This window comes from Streptomyces sp. NPDC005648, from assembly GCF_040605395.1.
In the GTDB taxonomy this organism is placed as follows: Bacteria; Actinomycetota; Actinomycetes; order Streptomycetales; family Streptomycetaceae; genus Streptomyces.
The window spans coordinates 1-24,291 of sequence record NZ_JBEXCS010000035.1 but is presented as its reverse complement, the minus strand read 5'-3'; the positions used below and the strand labels follow the sequence as shown (position 1 = coordinate 24,291).

The following is a 24,291-nucleotide window of genomic DNA, read 5'->3' as shown; positions in this document are numbered from 1 at the left end:
GAGTGAGACTGGTCCCACCGTAGACGGTATGAGGAAACGAGGTCGGATGATGCGTACGCGTCCGCTGAAGGTGGCGCTGCTGGGCTGTGGGGTTGTCGGCTCAGAGGTGGCGCGCATCATGACGACGCACGCCGACGACCTCGCCGCGCGGATCGGGGCCCCGATCGAGCTCGCGGGTGTCGCGGTACGGCGGCCCTCCAAGGTGCGGGAAGGCATCCCGGCGGAGCTGGTCACCACCGACGCCACCGCCCTCGTCAAACGGGGCGACATCGATGTGGTGGTCGAGGTCATCGGGGGGATCGAGCCCGCCCGGTCGCTCATCACCACCGCCTTCGAGCACGGCGCCTCGGTCGTCTCCGCCAACAAGGCGCTCCTCGCCCAGGACGGTGCCGCCCTGCACGCCGCCGCCGAGCAGCACGGGCGGGACCTCTACTACGAGGCCGCCGTCGCCGGTGCCATCCCGCTGATCCGGCCGCTGCGCGAGTCCCTCGCCGGCGACAAGGTCAACCGGGTGCTGGGCATCGTCAACGGCACGACCAACTTCATCCTCGACAAGATGGACAGCACGGGGGCGGGATACCAGGAGGCCCTCGACGAGGCCACCGCCCTGGGGTACGCGGAGGCCGACCCCACCGCCGACGTCGAGGGTTTCGACGCCGCCGCCAAGGCCGCCATCCTGGCCGGTATCGCCTTCCACTCGCGGGTGCGCCTCGACGACGTCTACCGCGAGGGCATGACCGAGGTCACCTCCGCCGACTTCCGCTCGGCCAAGGAGATGGGCTGCACCATCAAGCTGCTCGCCATCTGCGAGCGGGCCGAGGACGGCCAGTCGGTCACCGCGCGCGTGCACCCCGCCATGATTCCGCTGACCCATCCGCTCGCCTCCGTGCGCGGCGCGTACAACGCCGTGTTCGTCGAGTCCGACGCGAGCGGGCAGCTGATGTTCTACGGGCCCGGTGCCGGCGGTGCGCCGACCGCGTCCGCTGTCCTCGGCGACCTCGTCGCCGTCTGCCGGAACCGGCTCAACGGAGCGACCGGGCCCGGCGAGTCGTCGTACGCCGCGCTGCCCGTGTCGGGGATGGGTGACGTCGTCACCCGCTACCACATCAGCCTCGACGTCGCCGACAAACCGGGTGTTCTCGCCCAGGTTGCCACCGTGTTCGCCGAGCACGGGGTTTCCATCGATACGGTTCGCCAGCAGGGCAAGGACGGCGAGGCATCGCTCGTCGTCGTCACCCACCGAGCCTCCGACGCCTCCCTGTCCGGGACCGTCGAGGCGCTGCGCAAGCTCGACACCGTGCGGGGTGTCGCCAGCATCATGCGGGTTGAAGGAGAGTAAGCAGCAATGACCCACCAGTGGCGCGGAATCATCGAGGAGTATCGGGACCGGTTGCCGGTGTCCGACACCACGCCGGTCGTGACCCTCCGCGAGGGCGGCACGCCGCTCGTGCCCGCGCAGGTGCTCTCCGAGCGCACGGGCTGTGAGGTTCACCTCAAGGTCGAGGGCGCCAATCCCACCGGGTCCTTCAAGGACCGCGGTATGACCATGGCCATCACACGGGCCAAGGAGGAGGGCGCTAAGGCTGTGATCTGCGCCTCCACCGGCAACACGTCGGCGAGTGCGGCGGCGTACGCCGTCCGTGCGGGCATGGTTTCGGCCGTTCTCGTGCCGCGGGGCAAGATCGCCCTGGGCAAGATGGGCCAGGCCCTGGTCCACGGCGCCAAGATCCTCCAGGTCGACGGCAACTTCGACGACTGCCTCACGCTGGCCCGCTCGCTGAGCGACAACTACCCCGTGGCGCTGGTCAATTCGGTCAACCCGGTGCGTATCGAGGGGCAGAAGACGGCCTCCTTCGAGATCGTGGACATGCTGGGCGACGCCCCCGACATCCATGTCCTCCCGGTGGGCAACGCGGGCAACATCACCGCGTACTGGAAGGGCTACACGGAGTACGCCGCCGACGGTGTCTCGAAGCGGACCCCCCGGATGTGGGGTTTCCAGGCCTCCGGCTCCGCCCCGATCGTGCGCGGCGAGATCGTCAAGGACCCGTCCACGATCGCCACCGCGATCCGTATCGGCAACCCGGCCTCCTGGCAGTACGCGCTCGCCGCGCGGGACGAGTCCGGTGGCTTCATCGACGAGGTGACGGACCGTGAGATCCTGCGCGCCTACCGGATGTTGGCCGCGCAGGAGGGTGTCTTCGTCGAGCCCGCGTCGGCCGCGTCCGTCGCCGGTCTGCTGAAGGCCGCCGAGCAGGGCAAGGTCGACCCCGGGCAGACCATCGTGTGCACCGTCACGGGCAACGGCCTCAAGGACCCGGACTGGGCCGTCGCCGGCGCCCCGCAGCCGGTGACCGTACCGGTCGACGCGGCGACGGCGGCCGACCGCCTCGGCCTCGCCTGAGCCCGTACCGGAATCCGGATCCCCACCCCGGTCCCGAGCCTGACGGAAGCCCCCACGGGGGATTCCCGCGCAGGGGTGCACAGGGGGCTTACGACACGCATCGTGCGCCTCCTGTGCGCCCTATGTCGCCACAGAACCTTCCTTCGATAGGCTGTACCGAACCCGCCCGCTGCATATGCCTTCGCGTATGGCGGGGTGCCGCGCCGTCTCCACGGCCCGAAGGGTCTTCGTACGACATCGAATGTCTTCGACAATCACGCAGCTCAAGGAGAGTCATCGAGCGATGGCCGGTCCAGCGTTCCGCGCCGCCGCCGTAAGGGTGCGCGTCCCCGCCACCAGCGCCAACCTCGGCCCGGGCTTCGACGCCCTGGGCCTGTCGTTGGGGCTCTACGACGACGTCGTCGTCCGGGTGGCCGACTCCGGGCTGCACATCGACATCGCGGGCGAGGGCAGCGAGACGCTGCCGCGCGACGAGAACCACCTTCTCGTACGGTCCCTGCGCACCGCCTTCGACCTGCTCGGCGGGCAGCCCCGCGGCCTCGAGATCGTGTGCGCCAACCGCATCCCGCACGGCCGTGGCCTGGGCTCCTCGTCCGCCGCGATCTGCGCCGGCATCGTCGCCGCGCGCGCCGTGACCATAGGCGGGGAGGCGCGGCTCGACGATGCCGCGCTGCTCGAGCTCGCGACCGAGATCGAGGGGCATCCCGACAATGTGGCGGCCTGTCTGCTCGGCGGATTCACCCTCTCCTGGATGGAGTCGGGCGCCGCGCGGGCGATCAGGATGGAGCCCTGCGATTCCATCGTTCCGGTGGTTTTCGTGCCCGGAAAGCCGGTCCTGACCGAGACCGCGCGCGGACTGCTCCCGCGCACCGTGCCGCACGTCGACGCCGCCGCCAACGCGGGCCGGGCGGCCCTGCTCGTCGAGGCCCTGACCAGGCGCCCCGAGCTGCTGCTGCCCGCCACCGAGGACCGTCTCCACCAGGAATACCGCGCTCCCGCCATGCCGGAGAGCGCCGCGCTGGTGGAGCGACTGCGGGCCGACGGAGTCCCGGCAGTCATCTCAGGAGCAGGACCCACCGTGCTGGCGCTGGCAGACGCCGACAGCGCCGACAAGGTGGCTCATCTGGCAGGGGAGGGCTGGGCCGCGAACCGGCTCGACCTCGACGCACAGGGAGCGAGCGTGTTGCCGCTCGCACCGTCCGGTGACATCTGAAAGCGTGCTGTCACCGGATTTCGAGAGGGGGAATGTTTGTTGGATCCGGTAGTGTTAATCTCAAGTCTGCACCCGACCCCACCATGGCGAGGTGCTTCGTGTCCCCGTCCGGGACAGACATTCTTCCGGGAGCCTCCCAAGCCGCACTGTGTTCCGTACGACGTACGCGGGCAGTACCTCGTACGCGAGCACTGAGCGACTTGCCGGGCACGCTCCGGAATCGGTGCTACCGAACCACGTGACACCGGCACCCGGTGCCACGGCCCAGGTCTCGGTAAGCGCCATCCCAGATATTCCCTCCGCCACCTTTGGCGGACCACCGCCCCGGCACGGTCCACACAGCAAGGACCACTGCCGGACAGCACAACCGGTCGCCGAGCCAGACAGGCCGACGTCCGCTCCAGGGAAGGACCCTTCGTGAGCGACACCACCGATCTGATGGGCGCACGTGTCGAGGAGACCGCTGCCGCGCCCGCCACGGACGCCTCCGCGCCTGCCACCGGTGCCGGCTCCCGGCGGCGCCGCGGTACCGGCCTCGAGGGCATGGTGCTGGCCGAGCTGCAGCAGGTCGCATCGGGCCTCGGCATCAAGGGCACGGCGCGTATGCGCAAGAGCCAGCTGATCGAGGTCATCAAGGAAGCGCAGGCAGGGGGAGGTGCCGCGGCTCCGAAGAGCGAGGCCGCCGCCGAGACCAAGCCGAAGCGCCGGGCCACCTCCAAGGCCCGTTCCGGCGACGACGCCGCGCCCGCCGCCGACCAGAAGTCGGCCGAGGCCCCCGCCGAGAAGGCCGTGGCCCAGCAGCAGATCGAGATTCCCGGCCAGCCCGCCAGCGACGACGCGCCCACCGAGCGCCGTCGTCGCCGTGCCACCGCCGAGGCCGGCGCCCCGGCGGCCGCCACGAGCGTCGAGACCGTCGTCGCCGAGGCGAAGAGCGAGCCGAAGGCCGAGACGCCCGCCCCGCAGGCGCAGAACGACGCCGGTGACGGCGACGCCCGTGGCCGTCGTGACCGCCGGGACCGTGGCCGTGACCGCGGCGAGCGCGCTGACCGCGGTGACCGTCGCCAGGGCGGCGACGACAAGCAGGGCGGCCAGCGCGGCCAGCAGCAGAGCCAGCAGCAGGGCGGCGGCCGTCAGGACCGTCAGCAGCGCGACAACGGCCCCCAGGACGACGACGACTTCGAGGGCGGCCGGCGCGGCCGTCGCGGGCGTTACCGGGACCGCCGCGGCCGTCGTGGCCGTGACGAGATCGGCGGCGCCGAGCCGCAGGTCGCCGACGACGACGTCCTGATCCCGGTCGCGGGCATCCTCGACATCCTCGACAACTACGCGTTCATCCGGACCTCCGGCTACCTGCCGGGCCCGAACGACGTGTACGTCTCCCTCGCCCAGGTCCGCAAGAACGGCCTGCGCAAGGGCGACCACGTCACTGGCGCGGTCCGTCAGCCCAAGGAGGGCGAGCGGCGCGAGAAGTTCAACGCGCTGGTGCGGCTCGACTCCGTCAACGGCATGGCGCCCGAACACGGCCGTGGCCGCCCGGAGTTCAACAAGCTCACCCCGCTGTACCCGCAGGACCGCCTCCGCCTGGAGACGGACCCCGGTGTCCTCACCACCCGCATCATCGACCTCGTCGCGCCGATCGGTAAGGGCCAGCGCGGTCTGATCGTGGCTCCGCCGAAGACCGGCAAGACCATGATCATGCAGGCGATCGCCAACGCGATCACGCACAACAACCCCGAGTGCCACCTGATGGTCGTCCTGGTCGACGAGCGTCCGGAAGAGGTCACCGACATGCAGCGGTCGGTGAAGGGCGAGGTCATCTCCTCGACCTTCGACCGCCCGGCCGAGGACCACACCACGGTCGCCGAGCTCGCCATCGAGCGTGCCAAGCGGCTGGTGGAGCTGGGCCACGACGTCGTCGTGCTGCTCGACTCGATCACCCGTCTGGGCCGTGCGTACAACCTGGCCGCTCCGGCGTCCGGCCGCATCCTCTCCGGTGGTGTCGACTCCACCGCGCTGTACCCGCCGAAGCGCTTCTTCGGTGCCGCCCGCAACATCGAGGACGGCGGCTCGCTGACCATCCTCGCGACGGCTCTCGTCGACACCGGGTCCCGCATGGACGAGGTGATCTTCGAGGAGTTCAAGGGCACGGGCAACGCCGAGCTGAAGCTCGACCGCAAGCTCGCCGACAAGCGCATCTTCCCGGCGGTGGACGTGGACGCGTCCGGTACCCGCAAGGAGGAGATCCTGCTCGGCTCCGACGAACTCGCGATCGTGTGGAAGCTGCGGCGGGTGCTGCACGCGCTCGACCAGCAGCAGGCGATCGAGCTGCTGCTCGACAAGATGAAGCAGACGAAGTCGAACGCGGAGTTCCTGCTGCAGATCCAGAAGACGACGCCCATGCCGGGCAACGGTGACTGAGCGCCGTTTCCGTTCCCGGCGCCCCTAGGGTGCCAAAGCCGCCCCCCGTCGCATGTGTGACGGGGGGCGGCTTTTTGGCGCTGATAGGAACGGGCGTGCTGTCACGCCCCTCCTGTCACTTGTGTCCCGAGGGGAACCTCCTTGTCCACATCCCTGTCCGGCAGCGGTCGTCACAGGCGCCGGATGCGTTTCGCGCTGCCCGTCGCCGCCGCCGGCGTCGCCGCGGCCGTCGGCGCCGCGCTGATGACCTTCTCGGCCAGTGCGGCGACCTCCGTGCCGACGCCGAGCACCAAGCCCGCCACCCGCTCGGTGTCGACCGCCGCGCTGACGGAGCGGATCGCCGGGGCGCTCGCCACCGACGGCACCGCCGGGACGAGCGCGCCGAAGTCGACGTACAGCACGAGCACGGCCAAGACGCCATACGTCATCGGCGGCACCGACACCGCCATCACCTCCGCGCCCTGGATGGCGCAGCTCTGGTACTACGACGACAACGGCACCAGCGACGACACCTCGGACGACATCGGCTTCTTCTGCGGGGGCACGGTCGTATCACCGACGAAGATCCTCACGGCCGCGCACTGCATGAAGGACGAGAAGGGCAACACCGTCAGCTGGAGTGCGCACGGGGCTGTTCTGACGGGCACCAGCCAGCTGCCGACGACGGACAGCTCGGGCAACACCGATGTGCACGGGGGCACCGTCTCACTGCCCCTGAGGCAGTGGAACCACCCCTCCTTCAACCTGGCGACCGTCAACAACGACATCGCCGTCGTCACCCTCGCCTCGCCGATCAAGGCGACCCCGCTGCGGATGGCGACCTCCGGCGGCTCGTACCCCGGCGGCACCACGGCCACGCTCTACGGCTGGGGGCGTACCAGCTCCGGCAGCGACGACATCTCCGACACCCTGAAGTCGGCCTCGCTGACGATCCACACCGACGCCACCTGCTCCAGCGCCTGGGGCTCCGACTACGTCGCGGGTCATATGATCTGCGCCGGTACGCAGAGCGGCACCGACAGCGGCACCAAGGCCTCCTGCAACGGTGACTCCGGCGGACCGCTGGTGGTGAACAACCGGATCGTCGGTGTCGTGTCATGGGGTGTCCAGGACTGCGTCGACAAGGGCTACTACAGCGTCTTCACCAAGGTCAGCACCTACGTCGGTGCCGCCTACGCGAACGTCGACGACACCAACCTCAGCTACACGGACGGCAAGGCCGACCTGTTCGTGCGCAGCTCCTCCACCAAGGAGGCGTTCGAGAAGGACTCCAAGGGCACGTCGTTCGCGGCGCGGATCTCCCTGGGGTCGTACTCCGGTGTCAACCTCGTCCTGCAGACCGACCTGAACCGGGACGGCTACCAGGACCTGATCCTGCGTCAGAGCTCGGGCGGTGACGTGTACTGGATGCACTACGTGCCGTCCAGCGACTCCTGGTCCAAGACGAAGATCTACAGCGACTGGTCGACCCGGACCCGCATCATCGCGCCGGGCGATGTCACCGGCGACTATCTGCCCGACCTGCTGTCGGTCGACTCCGGCGGCACCCTGTGGATCTACCCCGGCAAGGGCAACGGCACCTTCGCGGCGCGGGTGAAGGTCGGCAGCGGCTGGAACCAGTACGACATGGTGCGCGGCAAGGGCGACTTCAGCGGCGACGGCAAGACCGACCTGCTCGCCCGCAACCACAGCACCGGCGACCTGTACCTGTACAAGGGCACCGGCACGGCGGGCACGGGCGCCTTCTCGGCCCGCGTCAAGGTGCGCACCGGGTGGAAGGGCTACAACGCCTTCGACGCGGTCGGTGACGTCAACGGCGACGGCAAGGCGGACTTCCTGGCCCGTACGTCCGGAGGAACCCTGTACCTGTACAAGGGCACCGGTAAGGCCACGAGCGAGATCTTTGCCACAAGAGTCTCGGTCGGTACCGGTTTCCAGCAGTACGACATCTTCGGCTGAAGCCGCAGGTGAGCCGGGTCCGACCCGGTGACGCGATCACACTCTGTGTCCAATTCTCCACGAGGTGGGCACAGAGCGTTGTGCAACCCTTTCTCGAGTTTCCCCGTCTGACCCGACGGAGCGACGATGGAGCGGTACCAACCGCGCCGATCCAGGCCCGTCCCTGAAAGCAGGGGGTAACCGACCGGACGAGATTCGAGGAGCACATGTCCGCCGAGAGCACGCCGGAGCCCGGCATACCGGGGGAGCCCGGCACCGACGGCCCGCGCCACCGCGCCAAGGGCCCCCGCAAGCAGCGCAGCGAGCACAGCAAGGCGCTGAGGCTGATGGCCTGGACCGCTGCGGGCATCGTCGTGCTGGGCGGTACCGGCGCCGGTTATCTGTACTTCAAGCTCAACGGCAACATCAAGAGCGTCGACATCAACGGCGCGCTCGGCACGGACCGGCCGCGGAAGGTCGACAACGGCTCCGAGAACATCCTGGTCCTCGGCTCGGACTCGCGCTCCGGCAGCAACCGGAAGCTGGGTGGCGGCCCGGACGACGGCAGCGCCCGCTCCGACACGGCGATGATCATCCATGTGTACAAGGGCCACAAGAAGGCCGACGTGGTCTCGATCCCCCGGGACACCCTCATCGACCGGCCCGAGTGCACCGACACCAAGGGCACCAGGCACGACGCGGCGTCCGGTGTGATGTTCAACAGCGCGTACACCACCGGAGGCGCGGCCTGTGCGGTGAAGACCGTCGAGTCGCTCACCGGACTGCGCATGGACCACTACCTCGAGGTCGACTTCAGCGGCTTCGAGAAGCTCATCAACGACCTCGGCGGGGTCCCGGTCACCACGACCAAGAACATCAGCGACAAGCAGAGCCATCTGAACCTCAAGGCCGGCACCCACACGCTCAACGGCCGGCAGGCACTCGGGCTCGTCCGCACCCGCCACGGCGTCGGTGACGGCTCCGACCTCGGCCGCATCCAGCTCCAGCAGGCCTTCATCAAGGCCCTGGTCACCCAGGTCAAGCACGTCGGCATCTTCACCAGCCCGGAGAAGCTCTACCAGCTCGCCGACACCGCCACCAGCTCTGTCACGACCGACTCCGGCCTCGGCTCGGTGGGCGCTCTGGCCTCCTTCGCCAATGGCCTCAAGGGCATCAGCTCCTCGAACATGCACATGATCACCATGCCGGTCGAGTACGACCCGGCCAACCCCAACCGGGTGATCGTGCAGCAGGCCAAGGCCCAGCAGGTGTGGACGGCCCTGAAGAACGACCTGCCGGTCCCGGCCTCGGCCACCAAGGGCACGGCCACGGGCGAGGCCAAGGGCGTCGTCCACGCCGGTTAGGGGCGCGGGGAACAAACGACGGTCACCCCCCGTTTTGGGAGATGGCGCCAGTCCTGGCAGACTGGTACGTCGGCTCCGGTTCACGCCTCCGCATCCCGCGGCTGCGACCCGGCGCCCTCCCGATACTAGGAGACACCTTGAAGCGCGACATCCACCCCGAGTACGTCGAGACGCAGGTCAGCTGCACCTGTGGCGCGTCGTTCACCACCCGCAGCACGATCGAGAGCGGCACCATCCGCGCCGAGGTCTGCTCCGAGTGCCACCCGTTCTACACGGGCAAGCAGAAGATCCTCGACACCGGTGGCCGTGTGGCCCGCTTCGAGGCCCGCTTCGGCAAGGCTGCAGCCGGCTCCAAGAAGTAGCGAGCTCCAATCCGCCGGTCCACGGCCGCGCCCTGAAACAGGCGCGCCGGGACCGGCGTTTTTGGTCGCCCGCACTTCACCCCCGTACGCATACAGGAGCCCAAGATGTTCGAGGCCGTCGAGGAACTGGTCACTGAGCACGCCGACCTGGAGAAGAAGCTCGCAGATCCGTCGGTCTTCGCCGACCAGGCCAACGCGCGCAAGCTGAACAAGCGCTACGCCGAGCTCACCCCGATCGTCGCCACGTACCGCTCCTGGAAGCAGACCGGTGACGACATCGGCACGGCGAAGGAACTCGCCGCCGACGACCCCGACTTCGCGGCCGAGGTCAAGGACCTGGAGAAGCAGCGCGAGGACCTCACGGAGAAGCTGCGGCTGCTGCTCGTGCCCCGTGACCCGAGTGACGACAAGGACGTCATTCTGGAGATCAAGGCCGGCGCGGGCGGCGACGAGTCCGCCCTCTTCGCCGGCGACCTGCTGCGCATGTACCTGCGGTACGCCGAGCGGGTCGGCTGGAAGACCGAGATCATCGACTCCACCGAGTCCGAGCTGGGCGGCTACAAGGACGTCCAGGTCGCCGTGAAGACCAAGGGCGGTCAGGGCGCCACCGAGCCCGGACAGGGCGTCTGGGCTCGGCTGAAGTACGAGGGCGGCGTGCACCGGGTGCAGCGCGTGCCGGCCACCGAGTCGCAGGGCCGTATCCACACCTCCGCGGCCGGTGTGCTGGTCACGCCCGAGGCCGAGGAGGTCGACGTCGAGATCAACCCCAACGACCTGCGGATCGACGTCTACCGGTCCTCCGGGCCCGGCGGACAGTCCGTCAACACCACCGACTCCGCCGTGCGCATCACGCACCTCCCCACCGGAGTCGTCGCCTCCTGCCAGAACGAGAAGAGCCAGCTGCAGAACAAGGAGCAGGCCTTGCGTATCCTGCGCTCCAGGCTGCTCGCCGCGGCACAGGAGGAGGCGGAGAAGGAAGCCGCCGACGCCCGCCGCAGCCAGGTCCGCACCGTCGACCGCTCCGAGAAGATCCGCACGTACAACTTCCCGGAGAATCGCATCTCGGACCACCGCGTCGGCTTCAAGTCGTACAACCTGGACCAGGTCCTGGACGGCGACCTCGACGCGGTGATCCAGGCCTGCGTCGACGCGGACTCGGCGGCGAAGCTGGCGGCCGCGTAAGGCCGCGGAAGAGGTACCTGCGCACGACCCAGTAAGACACGGAGGACTTGCGTGAACCTGCTGCTCGCAGAGGTGGCACAGGCCACCCAGCGGCTGGCCGACGCCGGCGTGCCCTCGCCGCGCAACGACGCGGAGGAGCTCGCCGCGTTCGTGCACGGCGTGAAGCGGGGCGCGCTGCACTCCGTGAAGGACTCCGACTTCGACGCCCGCTACTGGGAGGTCATCGCCCGTCGCGAGCAGCGCGAGCCGCTGCAGCACATCACCGGGCGGGCCTACTTCCGCTACCTCGAACTCCAGGTGGGGCCGGGCGTGTTCGTGCCGCGCCCGGAGACCGAGTCCGTGGTCGGCTGGGCCATAGACGCGGTACGCGCCATGGACGTCGTGGAGCCCCGCATCGTCGATCTGTGCACCGGCTCCGGCGCCATCGCGCTCGCCCTGGCGCAGGAGGTCCCGCGCTCGCGCGTGCACGCCGTGGAGCTGTCCGAGGATGCGCTGCAGTGGACCCGTAAGAACGTCGAGGGATCGCGGGTCGACCTGCGCCAGGGCAACGCCCTCGACGCCTTCCACGACCTCGACGGCCATGTCGACCTGGTCATCTCCAACCCGCCCTACATTCCGCTGACGGAATGGGAGTACGTCGCTCCCGAGGCGCGGGACTACGATCCCGAACTCGCCCTGTTCTCGGGGGAGGACGGCCTCGACCTCATCCGCGGTCTGGAACGGACCGCGCACCGGCTCCTGCGCCCCGGCGGCGTCGTCGTCGTCGAGCACGCCGACACCCAGGGCGGCCAGGTGCCGTGGATCTTCACGGAGGAGCGGGGCTGGGCCGACGCGGCCGACCACCCGGACCTCAACAACCGCCCCCGTTTCGCCACGGCCCGCAAGGCACTGCCGTGACAGCCGCGCCCGCTACGGAAGCAGCGGCGACAGGCGCCCCGGAGGCCGACCGAGCTACGAAAAAAGGAGACCGCTAGATATGGCACGGCGATACGACACCAACGACGCGACGGACCGTACGACCGGTCTGCGCGAAGCCGCGTCCGCCGTCCGCCGTGGCGAGCTCGTGGTCCTCCCGACCGACACGGTGTACGGCATCGGCGCGGACGCGTTCTCCTCGGAGGCGGTCGCGGACCTGCTCGACGCCAAGGGGCGGGGCCGCAACATGCCCACCCCCGTGCTGATCGGATCCCCGAACACCCTCCACGGTCTCGTCACCGACTTCTCCGAGCTGGCCTGGGAGCTGGTCGACGCCTTCTGGCCGGGCGCGCTCACGCTCGTCGCCAAGCACCAGCCGTCCCTCCAGTGGGACCTGGGCGACACCCGGGGCACGGTCGCCGTGCGCATGCCGCTGCACCCGGTCGCCATCGAGCTGCTGACGGAGGTCGGCCCCATGGCCGTCTCCTCGGCGAACCTGACGGGCCACCCGGCGCCGGAGGACTGCGACGCCGCCCAGGAGATGCTCGGCGACTCGGTCTCCGTCTATCTCGACGGCGGCCCCACCCCGGGCAACGTGCCGTCCTCGATCGTCGACGTCACGGGCCCCGTACCCGTGCTGCTGCGCGAGGGCGCCCTCTCGCCCGACGAGCTGCGCAAGGTCGTCCCAGACCTCGAGGTGGCCAATTGACAGCCCCTGACGCGGGGCGTGGCATAGGCAACGGGGAAAGCGCGGCGGAGATCACGACGACGTTCGTGGGGCTGCCGCGCGACAGCTTCCGCATCCTCCACGTCAGCACCGGCAATGTGTGCCGCTCGCCCATCACCGAGCGGCTGACCCGGCATTACGTGAAACAGCGGCTCGGCATCCTGGGCGGCGGGCTGATCGTGGAGAGCGCGGGCACCTGGGGCCATGAGGGCGCCCCCATGGAGGCCAACGCGGAGACCGTGCTGGCCGACTTCGGCGCGGACGCCTCCGGCTTCTTCGGCCGGGAGCTCCTCGACGAGCACGTCATCATGGCCGACCTCGTCCTCACGGCGACCCGCGACCACCGCGCCCAGGTCATCTCCATGGGCCACTCGGCGGGCCTGCGCACCTTCACCCTGAAGGAGTTCACCCGTCTGGTCCGGGCGATAGACCCGGCGACCCTGCCGCCCCTGGAGGACGGCGTGGTGGTCCGCGCACGCGCCCTGGTCCGGGCGGCGGCGGCTCTACGCGGGTGGCTCCTGGCCCCCACCCTGGAGGCGGACGAGGTCTACGACCCGTACGGCGCCCCTCTGGGCTTCTTCCGTTCGGTGGGGGACGAGATACACCAGGCGCTGGATCCGGTGGTGACGGCGCTGACGGGTGTGCCGGCGCGGGCGTAGGCGGCGAAAGCGGTAGGCGTCAACACCGGGCGCCCCAGACGTCCCCGGCCTACATTGGTCGTACGTCATCGGGCGAACCGCCCGAAACAGCGTCGCTCGGAGTCCACCATGCCGGTCACCCATGCCCCTGAGACCGCCGACGTCCTGCGGCGGCAGGACCCCGAGCTGGCCGAGATCCTGCTCGGGGAGCTCGACCGGCAGTCGACGACGCTGCAGCTGATCGCCGCCGAGAACTTCTCCTCGCCGGCGGTGCTGGCCGCGCTCGGGTCGCCGCTCGCGAACAAGTACGCCGAGGGGTATCCGGGCGCCCGGTACCACGGCGGGTGCGAGATCGTCGACGTGGCGGAGCGGGTCGCCGTCGACCGGGCGAAGGCGCTGTTCGGGGCCGAGCACGCCAATGTGCAGTCCCATTCGGGGTCGTCGGCGGTCCTCGCCGCGTACGCCGCGCTGCTGCGGCCGGGTGACACCGTCCTCGCCCTCGGACTGCCCTACGGCGGCCACCTCACCCATGGCTCGCCCGCCAACTTCTCCGGCCGCTGGTTCGACTTCATCGGGTACGGCGTCGACGCCGAGACCGGGCTCATCGACTACGACCAGGTGCGCACGCTCGCCCTCGGCCACCGGCCCAAGGCGATCGTGTGCGGCTCCATCGCCTACCCCCGGCACATCGACTACGCGCTCTTCCGGGAGGTGGCGGACGAGGTCGGGGCCTACCTCATCGCCGACGCCGCCCACCCCATCGGGCTCGTCGCCGGGAAGGCGGCGCCCAGTCCGGTGCCGTACGCCGATGTCGTCTGCGCGACCACGCACAAGGTGCTGCGGGGGCCGCGGGGCGGGATGATCCTGTGCGGCGCGGAGCTCGCCGAGCGGGTCGACCGGGCCGTCTTCCCCTTCACCCAGGGCGGGGCGCAGATGCACACCATCGCCGCGAAGGCCGTCGCGTTCGGCGAGGCGGCAACACCGGCGTTCACCGCGTACGCCCATCAGGTGGTCGCCAATGCGAGGGTTCTCGCGGCCGGGCTCGCCGCCGAGGGACTGGTCGTGACGACCGGCGGGACCGACACGCATCTCATCACCGCCGACGCCGCGCCCCTCGGCGTCGACGGCCGCACCGCGCGCGGACGGCTCGCCGCGGCCGGGATGGTGCTCGACTGCTGCGCCCTGCCGCACGGCGACGCGCGCGGACTGCGGCTCGGGACCGCGGCCGTGACGACCCAGGGAATGGGCGAGGAGGAGATGGTATATATCGCCACTTTGTTCGCAGGTGTGCTGCGCGGAGAGACCGAGAGCCAGAAGGCGCGTGATCAAGTCCGTGAGCTGGCCGGTAGATTTCAGCCGTATCCCGGCTGAGCGGGGGTAGGCGCACCTGCGTACATCTGCGTGCAACCGCACGCACAGCCACGCGTGCAACCATCGTCGCTACCCGGAAGTCCCCACTGTTATGCGTCCGTCGCTAGGGTGTGGGGCTGAGATGGCCAGCGAGACCTGTGGGGAAGCCTGTGCGTGAATACCTGCTGACGCTCTGCATCACGGCCGCGGTGACGTATCTGCTGACTGGGCCGGTACGGAAGTTCGCGATCGTGGCCGGAGCCATGCCGGAGATCAGGGCCCGTGACGTGCACCGGGAGCCCACTCCGCGTCTCGGCGGTATCGCGATGTTCTTCGGTCTGTGCGCGGGCCTGCTGGTCGCGGACCATCTGACCAACCTCAACCAGGTCTTCGAGAAGTCGAACGAACCGCGGGCGCTGCTCTCCGGAGCGGCTCTCATCTGGCTCATCGGCGTCCTCGACGACAAGTTCGAGATCGACGCGCTGATCAAGCTCGGCGGTCAGATGATCGCCGCCGGTGTGATGGTGATGCAGGGTCTGACGATCCTGTGGCTGCCGGTCCCCGGCGCCGGCAACGTGGCGCTGACCCAGTGGCAGGGCACCCTGCTGACGGTGGCGCTCGTGGTCATCACCATCAACGCGGTGAACTTCGTCGACGGCCTCGACGGTCTCGCCTCCGGCATGGTGTGCATCGCGGCCGCCGCGTTCTTCCTGTACGCCTACCGCATCTGGTACTCGTACGGCATCGAGGCGGCCGCCCCGGCCACGCTGTTCTCGGCGATCCTGATGGGCATGTGCATCGGCTTCCTGCCGCACAACATGCACCCGGCGCGGATCTTCATGGGGGACTCCGGCTCGATGCTGATCGGGCTGGTGCTGGCCGCGGGCGCGATCTCCATCACGGGACAGGTCGACCCGGACGCGCTGAAGCTGTTCGCCGGGTCCGAGAAGGCGGCCGTGCACCAGACGGTGCCGGTCTACATCCCGCTGCTGCTGCCGCTGACGATCATCGCGATCCCGGCCGCCGACCTGGTCCTGGCGATCGTACGGCGCACCTGGCGCGGCCAGTCGCCGTTCGCCGCGGACCGGGGGCATCTGCACCACCGGCTCCTGGAGATCGGCCACTCGCACAGCCGGGCGGTGCTGATCATGTACTTCTGGTCGGCGCTGATCGCCTTCGGGGCGCTCGCCTACTCGGTCAACTCCGCGTCAATGTGGATCGTGCTCGGCATCGTGATCCTCAGCGCGATCGGCCTGGTCCTTCTGCTGCTGCCGCGCTTCACGCCCCGCACCCCGCGCTGGGCCGAGGCCTTCGTGCCGCCCCGCTACCGGCGCCGTCGCGCCGCCCGCATCGCCGCCTCAGCTCCCTTGCGGGAGACGGCAGTTGAGGCCGCTCACACCGCCGACGAGGACGCGGAGGCGCGCACTCCGGTGGCGGCCGGTGTGGCGGGAGTCAATGGAGCGACGGCCCTGGGCGCCCGTCCGCGCTTCCTGGACAGGCGCAAGGCCGGAACGTCGCGCTGACGTCGGCAAGGTAAGAATCTGACTAGAGCATTGCCAAGTCGTGGGGGAGCAAAGATCCCCAATACCAGACAAGTCGCCCCTGTTTTTGCACAGACGGGCACTGTCACTCTCATGTGTGACGGCGAGCACACCCACTTGGTAAAGACCGCATCAAATAGTTTGTGATACGGTTCACGAGAACCCCGGACAGAGCCGAAGGACCGTAGTGCGACGGTCCATTGGCCGCGAGTTCCCCACTCGCCCCGGGACTACGCTCGTCCATGACGACACCCCCCCGCCCCCCTGTGAAAGCGGAGTTGCCGCCATGCCGTCCAATGACGTCCGGAACCTCTTGCAGACCGCTGTGCCCACAGCGGCTGTCGGCGCGCTCACTGTCGCCGTCAGCGCTGCGGTCGCCGGCGGCAAAGGTGCGCTCGGCGCGGCGGTCGGGGTGGTGCTCGCGATCCTGTTCATGGGGATCGGCCTGTACGTGCTGCAGTGGACGGCAAAAACGCTCCCGCAGCTCTTCCAGGCCATGGGGCTGATGCTCTATGTCGCTCAACTGCTGTTGCTCCTCATCTTCGTGGCCCTCTTCAAGGACACCTCTCTCTTCAACGCGAAGGCGTTCGCGATCTCGCTCGTCGTCGCGACCGTCGTGTGGATGGCCGCACAGGCTCGTGCGTACATGAAGGCCAAGATCTTCTACGTCGACCCCGCCTCCGCGAAGAGCGAGAAGCCCGAGAAGACAGGGTCCTCGTCGTGAGGGGTAGGGGCGGAATAAAGGCTTGCGAGATCTCCTGCTATCGTCCGGTGCCAACTGCGGCATCGCGGGCGCGGGCATTCGAGCTGACGCCTGCTCAAGCGCGAGGCTCGAAGCCCCTCAGCCGCCCCCACATTCGTCACACCAGTCCGGTGCCGACCCGCGGCAGCATGCCGCGCCGACACAACGAGGTTGCCGTACCCATGCGTCACGCCGAAGGAGCCCGCGGTGAGTGCTGACCAGACCCAGCTCGCCTTTGACTGGAGTTGTCGGATCATGTCCGACAACGGGTGTGGCTTCCCGGCTCCGGGCCTGCACTCGTTCCTGTTCCAGCCGCTCTTCACGGTCGGCGGGTTCGATTTCAACAAGGTGATGCTGCTCGTCCTGCTGACCACCCTGCTCGTCATCACGTTCTTCACGGTGGCGTTCGGCAAGGCCAAGGTGGTCCCGGGCAAGCTGCAGATGGTCGGCGAGGCCGGCTACGACTTCGTGCGCCGCGGCATCGTCTACGAGACGCTCGGCAAGCGCGAGGGCGAGAAGTACGTCCCGCTGATGGTCTCGCTCTTCTTCTTCATCTGGATCATGAACGTCTGGTCCGTGATCCCGCTGGCACAGTTCCCGGTGTCGTCGATCATCGCGTACCCGATCGTCCTGGCCGCCGTCGTCTACATCACGTGGGTGGCACTGACCTTCAAGAAGCACGGCTTCGTCGGCTTCTTCAAGAACGTCACGGGTTACGACAAGTCGCTCGGCGCGGTGCTGCCGCTCGTCATGGTCATCGAGTTCTTCTCGAACCTGCTGGTCCGCCCGTTCACGCACGCGGTGCGACTCTTCGCCAACATGTTCGCCGGTCACCTGATGCTGGTGATGTTCACCGTCGCCTCCTGGTACCTGCTGAACGGCGCGATGATCCCGGCGGCCGGTGTCTCCTTCGTCATGACCATGGTCATGATCCTCTTCGAGCTCTTCGTGCAGGCCGTCCAGGCGTACGTCTTCGTGCTGCTGGCCTGCTCGTACATTCAGGGCGCTCTCGCCGAGCACCACTGAGTCCCGCCCCCACCAACCCCCTGATCGTCCGGTGGCCAACTCCCACCGGTCCGTAAAGAGAAGGAAGAATCAGCATGGCTGCCACTGAGACCCTCGCCGCCGTCTCCGGCTCGCTCGGCTCCATCGGCTACGGCCTCGCCGCCATCGGCCCCGGCGTCGGCGTCGGCATCATCTTCGGCAACGGCACCCAGGCCCTGGCCCGCCAGCCCGAGGCCGCCGGTCTGATCCGCGCCAACCAGATTCTGGGCTTCGCCTTCTGTGAGGCGCTCGCCCTCATCGGCATCGTTATGCCGTTCGTGTTCGGTAAGTAACCACTCCTTACTGACACGCATCGACGAAAGGCACTGATGTGATCGCCAACCTGGTACAGCTGGCGGCCCCTGAGCACGGCGGAAACCCGCTGGTTCCCGAGGGTCCCGAGCTGCTCGTCGGCGCCATCGCCTTCGCCATCGTGTTCTTCTTCTTCTGGAAGAAGCTGCTCCCGAACATCAACAAGGTTCTGGAGGAGCGCCGCGAGGCGATCGAGGGTGGCATCGAGAAGGCCGAGGCGGCTCAGGTCGAGGCCCAGAGCGTTCTCGAGCAGTACAAGGCCCAGCTCGCCGAGGCCCGGCACGAAGCCGCGCGTCTGCGCCAGGAGGCGCAGGAGCAGGGTGCCGCGCTGATCGCCGAGATGCGTGCCGAGGGCCAGCGGCAGCGCGAGGAGATCGTCGCCGCCGGTCACGCGCAGATCGAGGCCGACCGCAAGGCCGCCGCGTCCGCGCTGCGGCAGGACGTCGGTCACCTCGCGACCGAGCTGGCCGGCAAGCTCGTCGGCGAGTCCCTCGAGGACCACGCCCGCCAGAGCCGTGTCATCGACCGCTTCCTCGAGGACCTCGAGGAGAAGGCCGAGGCCACCCGATGAACGGAGCGAGCCGCGAGGCACTGGCCGCCGCCCGCGAGCGTCTGGACGCGCTGACGGACTCCACGTCCGTCGACGCGGGCACGCTCGCCGACGAGCTGGCCGCCGTCACCGCGCTGCTCGACCGCGAGGTGTCGCTGCGTCGGGTCCTGACCGACCCGGCGCAGGCCGGTGAGGCCAAGGCCGAGCTGGCCCAGCGCCTGCTCGGTTCGCAGGTCGGCGGCGCCGCCGTCGACCTGGTGTCCGGCATGGTGCGCTCCCGCTGGTCGCAGTCCCGCGACCTGGTGGACGCCCTGGAGGAGCTGGCGAACACCGCCGACCTCACCGCCGCGCAGAAGGCCGGCGCGCTCGACGACGTGGAGGACGAGCTGTTCCGCTTCGGGCGGATCGTCTCCTCCAGCACCGAGCTGCGCGCCGCGCTGACCGACCGCGCCGCCACCGGTTCGGCCAAGGCCGAGCTGCTGCGCCGGCTGCTGGGCGGCCGTGCGAACGCGACGACCGAGCGTCTGGTCACGCGCCTTGTGACCGCGCCGCGGGGACGTAGCCTGGAGTCGGGACTGGAGTCCCTGTCCAAGCTCGCCGCCGAGCGCCGCAGCCGCCTGGTCGCGGTCGTCACCTCGGCGGTGCCGCTGAGCGACACGCAGAAGCAGCGCCTGGGCGCCGCTCTCGCGAAGCTCTACGGCCACACGATGCACCTCAACATCGACGTGGACCCCGAGATCCTCGGCGGGATCAGGGTGCAGGTCGGCGACGAGGTCATCAACGGCTCGATCGCGGACCGCATCGAGGACGCCGGCCGCCGCCTGGCGGGCTGAGCAGCAACTTCACAAGCACGACGGCAAGACAAGCAGTACAGCAGTACGTACCTACGGCCCGGTTGGGTCGTGCAGAGGATTCACCTTCTTTGAGGGGGAGTCCCCATCCCCCCAAGTTGAAACTTCGGGCCCAACAAGGAGAGCAGGGAACCCAGATGGCGGAGCTCACGATCCGGCCGGAGGAGATCCGGGACGCGCTGGAGAACTTCGTCCAGTCGTACAAGCCGGACGCGGCCTCGCGCGAGGAGGTCGGTACGGTCACCCTTGCCGGCGACGGCATCGCGAAGGTCGAGGGCCTGCCCTCGGCCATGGCCAACGAACTGCTGAAGTTCGAGGACGGCACCCTCGGCCTCGCGCTGAACCTGGAAGAGCGCGAGATCGGCGCCATCGTCCTCGGTGAGTTCAGCGGCATCGAGGAGGGTCAGCCGGTGCGGCGCACCGGTGAGGTCCTCTCCGTCGCGGTCGGCGAGGGCTACCTCGGCCGTGTCGTCGACCCGCTCGGCAACCCGATCGACGGCCTCGGCGAGATCGAGACCAGTGGTCGTCGCGCCCTTGAGCTGCAGGCTCCGGGCGTCATGGCCCGTAAGTCGGTGCACGAGCCGATGGAGACCGGCTACAAGGCCGTCGACGCGATGACCCCGATCGGCCGTGGCCAGCGTCAGCTGATCATCGGTGACCGTCAGACCGGCAAGACCGCCCTGGCCGTCGACACGATCATCAACCAGCGTGACAACTGGCGCTCGGGCGACCCGAAGAAGCAGGTCCGCTGCGTCTACGTCGCCATCGGTCAGAAGGGCTCGACCATCGCCTCGGTGCGTGGCGCCCTCGAAGAGGCCGGTGCGCTGGAGTACACGACCATCGTCGCCGCCCCGGCCTCCGACCCGGCCGGCTTCAAGTACCTGGCGCCGTACACCGGTTCGGCCATCGGTCAGCACTGGATGTACGACGGCAAGCACGTCCTCATCATCTTCGACGACCTCTCGAAGCAGGCCGACGCCTACCGCGCCGTGTCCCTGCTGCTGCGCCGCCCGCCGGGCCGTGAGGCCTACCCGGGTGACGTCTTCTACCTGCACTCCCGTCTGCTGGAGCGCTGCGCGAAGCTCTCCGACGAGATGGGCGCCGGCTCGATGACCGGTCTGCCGATCGTCGAGACCAAGGCCAACGACGTCTCGGCGTTCATCCCGACCAACGTCATCTCCATCACCGACGGCCAGTGCTTCCTGGAGTCGGACCTGTTCAACGCCGGTCAGCGCCCCGCGCTGAACGTCGGTATCTCCGTCTCCCGAGTCGGTGGTTCCGCGCAGCACAAGGCGATGAAGCAGGTCTCCGGCCGACTGCGCCTCGACCTCGCCCAATACCGCGAGCTGGAGGCCTTCGCCGCCTTCGGTTCCGACCTGGACGCCGCGTCGAAGTCGCAGCTGGAGCGCGGTCAGCGCCTGGTCGAGCTGCTCAAGCAGGCTCAGTACCAGCCGATGCCGACCGAGAACCAGGTCGTCTCCGTGTGGGCCGGCACCACCGGCAAGATGGACGACGTCCCGGTCGCCGACATCCGCCGCTTCGAGAAGGAGCTCCTCGAGTACCTGCACCGCAAGGAGCAGGGCCTCATGACCTCCATCAAGGAGGGCGGCAAGATGTCGGACGACACCCTCACCGCTGTTGCCGACGCGATCGTCGAGTTCAAGAAGCAGTTCGAGACCTCGGACGGCAAGCTTCTCGGCGAGGACGCCCCGGCCGCGGCCAAGTGACGTAAGGAAGGGACCTGACTCATGGGAGCCCAGCTCCGGGTCTACAAGCGTCGCATCCGATCCGTCACCGCGACCAAGAAGATCACCAAGGCGATGGAGATGATCGCCGCCTCGCGCGTCGTCAAGGCGCAGCGCAAGGTGGCGGCCTCCATGCCGTACGCGACCGAGCTCACCCGCGCGGTCACGGCGGTCGGTACCGGTTCGAACACGAAGCACCCGCTGACCACCCAGGCCGAGACGGTCACCCGGTCCGCTGTGCTGCTCCTGACGAGCGACCGTGGACTGGCCGGCGCCTTCAACTCCAACGCCATCAAGGTCGCCGAGCAGCTGACGGCGCGCCTTGAGGCCGAGGGCAAGGAGGTCGACACGTACATCGTCGGCCGCCGCGGTCTGGCCCACTACAACTTCCGCGAGCGCAAGGTCGTGGAGTCGTGGTCGGGCTTCACCGACGAGCCCACGTACGCGGACGCCAAGAAGGTCGCGGGTCCGCTGATCGAGGCCATCGAGACGGAGACGGCCGAGGGCGGCGTGGATGAACTCCACATCGTCTTCACCGAGTTCGTGTCGATGATGACGCAGACGGCGCTCGACGACCGTCTGCTCCCGCTCAGCCTCGAAGAGGTGGCCAAGGAGGCCACGCCCAAAGGCGAGATCCTCCCGCTGTACGACTTCGAGCCCTCGGCGGAGGACGTCCTCGACGCCCTGCTGCCGCGCTACGTGGAGAGCCGCATCTACAACGCGCTGCTCCAGTCGGCCGCCTCCAAGCACGCCGCCACGCGGCGTGCGATGAAGTCGGCCACCGACAACGCGGGAGAGCTCATCACCACGCTCTCCCGACTTGCCAACGCGGCCCGCCAGGCCGAAATCACCCAGGAAATCAGCGAGATCGTCGGTGGCTCCGCAGCCCTGGCCGACGCGACCGCGGGGAGTGACAGGTAATGACGACGACAGTTGAGACGGCCGTTGCCACGGGCCGCGTCGCCCGGGTCATCGGCCCGGTCGTCGACGTGGAGTTCCCCGTCGACGCGATGCCCGACATCTACAACGCTCTGCACGTCGAGGTCCTTGACCCGGCGAAGGAGGGCGAGAAGAAGACGCTGACCCTGGAGGTCGCCCAGCACCTGGGTGACGGCCTGGTCCGCACCATCTCCATGCAGCCCACCGACGGTCTGGTCCGCCAGGCCGCCGTCACCGACACCGGCACGGGCATCACCGTCCCGGTCGGCGACTTCACCAAGGGCAAGGTGTTCAACACCCTCGGTGAGGTGCTGAACGTCGACGAGAAGTACGAGGGCGAGCGCTGGTCCATCCACCGCAAGGCCCCGAACTTCGACGAGCTCGAGTCGAAGACCGAGATGTTCGAGACCGGTGTTAAGGTCATCGACCTGCTGACCCCGTACGTCAAGGGCGGCAAGATCGGTCTGTTCGGTGGTGCCGGCGTCGGCAAGACGGTGCTCATCCAGGAGATGATCTACCGCGTCGCCAACAACCACGACGGTGTCTCCGTGTTCGCCGGTGTCGGCGAGCGCACCCGTGAGGGCAACGACCTCATCGAGGAGATGGCCGACTCGGGCGTCATCGACAAGACCGCGCTGGTCTTCGGCCAGATGGACGAGCCCCCGGGCACCCGTCTGCGCGTGGCCCTGGCGGGTCTGACCATGGCGGAGTACTTCCGCGATGTGCAGAAGCAGGACGTGCTGTTCTTCATCGACAACATCTTCCGCTTCACGCAGGCCGGTTCCGAGGTCTCGACCCTGCTCGGCCGTATGCCCTCCGCGGTGGGCTACCAGCCGAACCTGGCCGACGAGATGGGTCTCCTCCAGGAGCGCATCACCTCGACCCGTGGTCACTCGATCACCTCGATGCAGGCGATCTACGTCCCCGCGGACGACCTGACCGACCCGGCCCCGGCCACCACCTTCGCCCACCTCGACGCGACGACGGTGCTCTCCCGTCCGATCTCCGAGAAGGGCATCTACCCGGCCGTGGACCCGCTGGACTCCACGTCCCGCATCCTGGACCCGCGCTACATCGCGGCGGACCACTACGAGACCGCGATGCGCGTCAAGACGGTCCTCCAGAAGTACAAGGACCTCCAGGACATCATCGCGATCCTCGGTATCGACGAGCTCGGCGAGGAGGACAAGCTCGTCGTCCACCGTGCCCGTCGCGTGGAGCGCTTCCTGTCCCAGAACACCCACGTCGCCAAGCAGTTCACCGGCGTCGACGGGTCGGACGTCCCGCTGGACGAGTCGATCACCGCGTTCAACGCGATCATCGACGGGGAGTACGACCACTTCCCGGAGCAGGCGTTCTTCCTGTGCGGTGGCATCGAGGACCTGAAGGCCAACGCCAAGGAGCTGGGCGTCTCCTGAACTCCCTGAGTTCGAATTGAGCCCTACGGCTCATGTGTGAGGGGGCGGGGTACGTCCCGCCCCCTCTTTCACGCCTACTAGACTTGTAACCCAACACCCGGCCGAACCGCCGGGTGGTGACCCGAGGAGCCACCTTGGCTGCTGAGCTGCACGTCGCGCTGGTCGCGGCCGACCGAGAGGTCTGGTCCGGCGAGGCCACCCTGGTCGTCGCGCGCACCACGTCCGGCGACATCGGCGTCATGCCCGGTCACCAGCCGCTGCTCGGTGTGCTGGAGTCGGGCCCGGTGACCATCCGTACGAGTGAGGGTGGAACGGTCGTCGCCGCGGTGCACGGCGGTTTCATCTCGTTCGCCGACAACAAGCTGTCGCTGCTGGCCGAGATCGCCGAGCTGTCGGACGAGATCGACGTCCAGAGCGCGGAGCGCGAGCTGGAGCGGGCGAAGGCGGAGGGCGATGCCGCCGCCGAGCGCCGCGCGGACGTACGACTGCGTGCGGCGGCGACGAGCTGAACACCCGCGAGACTGTATGACGTCACTCAGCCGCGGTCGGCACCGGAGCGATCCGGAGCACCCGTACGGTCGTCGCCCAGTTCCGGGCGGCCTCCGCGGCCCGCCCCGAGGACGGGGGTTTCCAGACAC

Annotated in this window: 22 protein-coding genes; all 22 read left to right on the top strand. The window is 68.8% G+C overall.

Features of this window, described 5'->3' with window-relative positions; genetic code table 11:
- Positions 1-46: 46 nt before the first annotated feature.
- The 22 genes from ABZT17_RS21110 (at position 47) to ABZT17_RS21005 (ending at position 24,162) form a co-directional block, all read left to right on the top strand.
- On the top strand, positions 47-1,339 hold the full coding sequence (locus ABZT17_RS21110; protein ID WP_356350954.1) for a homoserine dehydrogenase: 1,293 nt from the start codon (positions 47-49) through the stop codon (positions 1,337-1,339).
- A gap of 6 nt (positions 1,340-1,345) precedes the next feature.
- On the top strand, positions 1,346-2,404 hold the full coding sequence (thrC, locus tag ABZT17_RS21105) for a threonine synthase (RefSeq protein ID WP_356350952.1): 1,059 nt from the start codon (positions 1,346-1,348) through the stop codon (positions 2,402-2,404).
- A 283-nt stretch (positions 2,405-2,687) separates the two neighbouring features.
- Positions 2,688-3,617 carry a homoserine kinase gene (gene thrB, locus ABZT17_RS21100; protein ID WP_356350951.1) on the top strand — a complete coding sequence of 310 codons (930 nt, stop codon included), beginning with the start codon at positions 2,688-2,690 and terminating at the stop codon, positions 3,615-3,617.
- Between the two features lie 417 nt (positions 3,618-4,034).
- Positions 4,035-6,035, top strand: a complete 2,001-nt coding sequence (gene rho / locus ABZT17_RS21095) for a transcription termination factor Rho (RefSeq protein ID WP_356350949.1) — start codon at positions 4,035-4,037, stop codon at positions 6,033-6,035.
- A 183-nt stretch (positions 6,036-6,218) separates the two neighbouring features.
- Positions 6,219-7,994: a trypsin-like serine protease gene (locus ABZT17_RS21090; protein ID WP_356351024.1), complete on the top strand. Its 1,776-nt coding sequence runs from the start codon at positions 6,219-6,221 to the stop codon at positions 7,992-7,994.
- 206 nt (positions 7,995-8,200) lie between these two features.
- Entirely contained in the window at positions 8,201-9,337 is a 1,137-nt protein-coding gene (locus ABZT17_RS21085) for an LCP family protein (protein WP_356350948.1), read from the top strand.
- Between the two features lie 137 nt (positions 9,338-9,474).
- A complete protein-coding gene (gene rpmE / locus ABZT17_RS21080) occupies positions 9,475-9,699 on the top strand; it encodes a 50S ribosomal protein L31 (RefSeq protein WP_019326867.1) in 225 nt (74 codons plus the stop codon).
- Positions 9,700-9,804: 105 nt separating this feature from the next.
- Positions 9,805-10,881 (top strand): peptide chain release factor 1, encoded by a 1,077-nt coding sequence (gene prfA, locus ABZT17_RS21075; RefSeq protein WP_356350946.1) that lies wholly within the window; start codon positions 9,805-9,807, stop codon positions 10,879-10,881.
- A 51-nt stretch (positions 10,882-10,932) separates the two neighbouring features.
- On the top strand, positions 10,933-11,778 hold the full coding sequence (gene prmC / locus ABZT17_RS21070) for a peptide chain release factor N(5)-glutamine methyltransferase (protein WP_356350944.1): 846 nt from the start codon (positions 10,933-10,935) through the stop codon (positions 11,776-11,778).
- A 79-nt stretch (positions 11,779-11,857) separates the two neighbouring features.
- A complete protein-coding gene (locus ABZT17_RS21065; RefSeq protein ID WP_242766302.1) occupies positions 11,858-12,505 on the top strand; it encodes an L-threonylcarbamoyladenylate synthase in 648 nt (215 codons plus the stop codon).
- Positions 12,502-13,182, top strand: coding sequence for a protein-tyrosine-phosphatase (locus tag ABZT17_RS21060; protein ID WP_356350942.1), 681 nt, complete (start codon positions 12,502-12,504; stop codon positions 13,180-13,182). The genes ABZT17_RS21065 and ABZT17_RS21060 overlap by 4 nt, the downstream gene beginning before the upstream one ends.
- Before the next feature lie 108 nt (positions 13,183-13,290).
- Positions 13,291-14,532 (top strand): serine hydroxymethyltransferase, encoded by a 1,242-nt coding sequence (gene glyA, locus ABZT17_RS21055; RefSeq protein ID WP_356350940.1) that lies wholly within the window; start codon positions 13,291-13,293, stop codon positions 14,530-14,532.
- Between the two features lie 149 nt (positions 14,533-14,681).
- Complete coding sequence (locus tag ABZT17_RS21050) at positions 14,682-16,034, top strand: MraY family glycosyltransferase (RefSeq protein ID WP_356350939.1); 1,353 nt, start codon at positions 14,682-14,684, stop codon at positions 16,032-16,034.
- Between the two features lie 304 nt (positions 16,035-16,338).
- Positions 16,339-16,776 carry a hypothetical protein gene (locus tag ABZT17_RS21045; RefSeq protein ID WP_356350937.1) on the top strand — a complete coding sequence of 146 codons (438 nt, stop codon included), beginning with the start codon at positions 16,339-16,341 and terminating at the stop codon, positions 16,774-16,776.
- A gap of 273 nt (positions 16,777-17,049) precedes the next feature.
- A complete protein-coding gene (atpB, locus tag ABZT17_RS21040) occupies positions 17,050-17,820 on the top strand; it encodes a F0F1 ATP synthase subunit A (RefSeq protein WP_356351023.1) in 771 nt (256 codons plus the stop codon).
- Between the two features lie 74 nt (positions 17,821-17,894).
- A complete protein-coding gene (locus ABZT17_RS21035; RefSeq protein ID WP_015657805.1) occupies positions 17,895-18,131 on the top strand; it encodes a hypothetical protein in 237 nt (78 codons plus the stop codon).
- A gap of 38 nt (positions 18,132-18,169) precedes the next feature.
- Positions 18,170-18,721, top strand: a complete 552-nt coding sequence (locus ABZT17_RS21030; protein ID WP_356350935.1) for a F0F1 ATP synthase subunit B — start codon at positions 18,170-18,172, stop codon at positions 18,719-18,721.
- Entirely contained in the window at positions 18,718-19,533 is an 816-nt protein-coding gene (locus ABZT17_RS21025) for a F0F1 ATP synthase subunit delta (RefSeq protein ID WP_356350933.1), read from the top strand. Before ABZT17_RS21030 ends, ABZT17_RS21025 begins: the two co-directional genes overlap by 4 nt.
- A gap of 155 nt (positions 19,534-19,688) precedes the next feature.
- Positions 19,689-21,278 (top strand): F0F1 ATP synthase subunit alpha, encoded by a 1,590-nt coding sequence (gene atpA, locus ABZT17_RS21020; RefSeq protein WP_356350931.1) that lies wholly within the window; start codon positions 19,689-19,691, stop codon positions 21,276-21,278.
- 21 nt (positions 21,279-21,299) lie between these two features.
- Positions 21,300-22,217 (top strand): F0F1 ATP synthase subunit gamma, encoded by a 918-nt coding sequence (locus ABZT17_RS21015; protein WP_356350929.1) that lies wholly within the window; start codon positions 21,300-21,302, stop codon positions 22,215-22,217.
- On the top strand, positions 22,217-23,653 hold the full coding sequence (gene atpD, locus ABZT17_RS21010) for a F0F1 ATP synthase subunit beta (protein WP_356350927.1): 1,437 nt from the start codon (positions 22,217-22,219) through the stop codon (positions 23,651-23,653). Before ABZT17_RS21015 ends, atpD begins: the two co-directional genes overlap by 1 nt.
- Positions 23,654-23,787: 134 nt before the next feature.
- Positions 23,788-24,162 (top strand): F0F1 ATP synthase subunit epsilon, encoded by a 375-nt coding sequence (locus ABZT17_RS21005; protein WP_356350926.1) that lies wholly within the window; start codon positions 23,788-23,790, stop codon positions 24,160-24,162.
- The last annotated feature ends 129 nt before the right edge of the window (positions 24,163-24,291 follow it).

What these genes read in the sequence shown, in the direction of transcription:
- thrB (WP_356350951.1), top strand. Translation starts at nt 2,688, where the DNA reads ATGGCCGGTCCAGCGTTCCGCGCCGCCGCCGTAAGGGTGCGCGTCCCC.
- ABZT17_RS21025 (WP_356350933.1), top strand. Translation starts at nt 18,718, where the DNA reads ATGAACGGAGCGAGCCGCGAGGCACTGGCCGCCGCCCGCGAGCGTCTG.
- prfA (WP_356350946.1), top strand. Translation starts at nt 9,805, where the DNA reads ATGTTCGAGGCCGTCGAGGAACTGGTCACTGAGCACGCCGACCTGGAG.
- ABZT17_RS21015 (WP_356350929.1), top strand. Translation starts at nt 21,300, where the DNA reads ATGGGAGCCCAGCTCCGGGTCTACAAGCGTCGCATCCGATCCGTCACC.
- atpB (WP_356351023.1), top strand. Translation starts at nt 17,050, where the DNA reads ATGTCCGACAACGGGTGTGGCTTCCCGGCTCCGGGCCTGCACTCGTTC.
- ABZT17_RS21045 (WP_356350937.1), top strand. Translation starts at nt 16,339, where the DNA reads ATGCCGTCCAATGACGTCCGGAACCTCTTGCAGACCGCTGTGCCCACA.
- atpA (WP_356350931.1), top strand. Translation starts at nt 19,689, where the DNA reads ATGGCGGAGCTCACGATCCGGCCGGAGGAGATCCGGGACGCGCTGGAG.
- ABZT17_RS21090 (WP_356351024.1), top strand. Translation starts at nt 6,219, where the DNA reads ATGCGTTTCGCGCTGCCCGTCGCCGCCGCCGGCGTCGCCGCGGCCGTC.
- ABZT17_RS21035 (WP_015657805.1), top strand. Translation starts at nt 17,895, where the DNA reads ATGGCTGCCACTGAGACCCTCGCCGCCGTCTCCGGCTCGCTCGGCTCC.
- ABZT17_RS21110 (WP_356350954.1), top strand. Translation starts at nt 47, where the DNA reads ATGATGCGTACGCGTCCGCTGAAGGTGGCGCTGCTGGGCTGTGGGGTT.
- glyA (WP_356350940.1), top strand. Translation starts at nt 13,291, where the DNA reads ATGCCGGTCACCCATGCCCCTGAGACCGCCGACGTCCTGCGGCGGCAG.
- atpD (WP_356350927.1), top strand. Translation starts at nt 22,217, where the DNA reads ATGACGACGACAGTTGAGACGGCCGTTGCCACGGGCCGCGTCGCCCGG.
- thrC (WP_356350952.1), top strand. Translation starts at nt 1,346, where the DNA reads ATGACCCACCAGTGGCGCGGAATCATCGAGGAGTATCGGGACCGGTTG.
- ABZT17_RS21085 (WP_356350948.1), top strand. Translation starts at nt 8,201, where the DNA reads ATGTCCGCCGAGAGCACGCCGGAGCCCGGCATACCGGGGGAGCCCGGC.
- ABZT17_RS21065 (WP_242766302.1), top strand. Translation starts at nt 11,858, where the DNA reads ATGGCACGGCGATACGACACCAACGACGCGACGGACCGTACGACCGGT.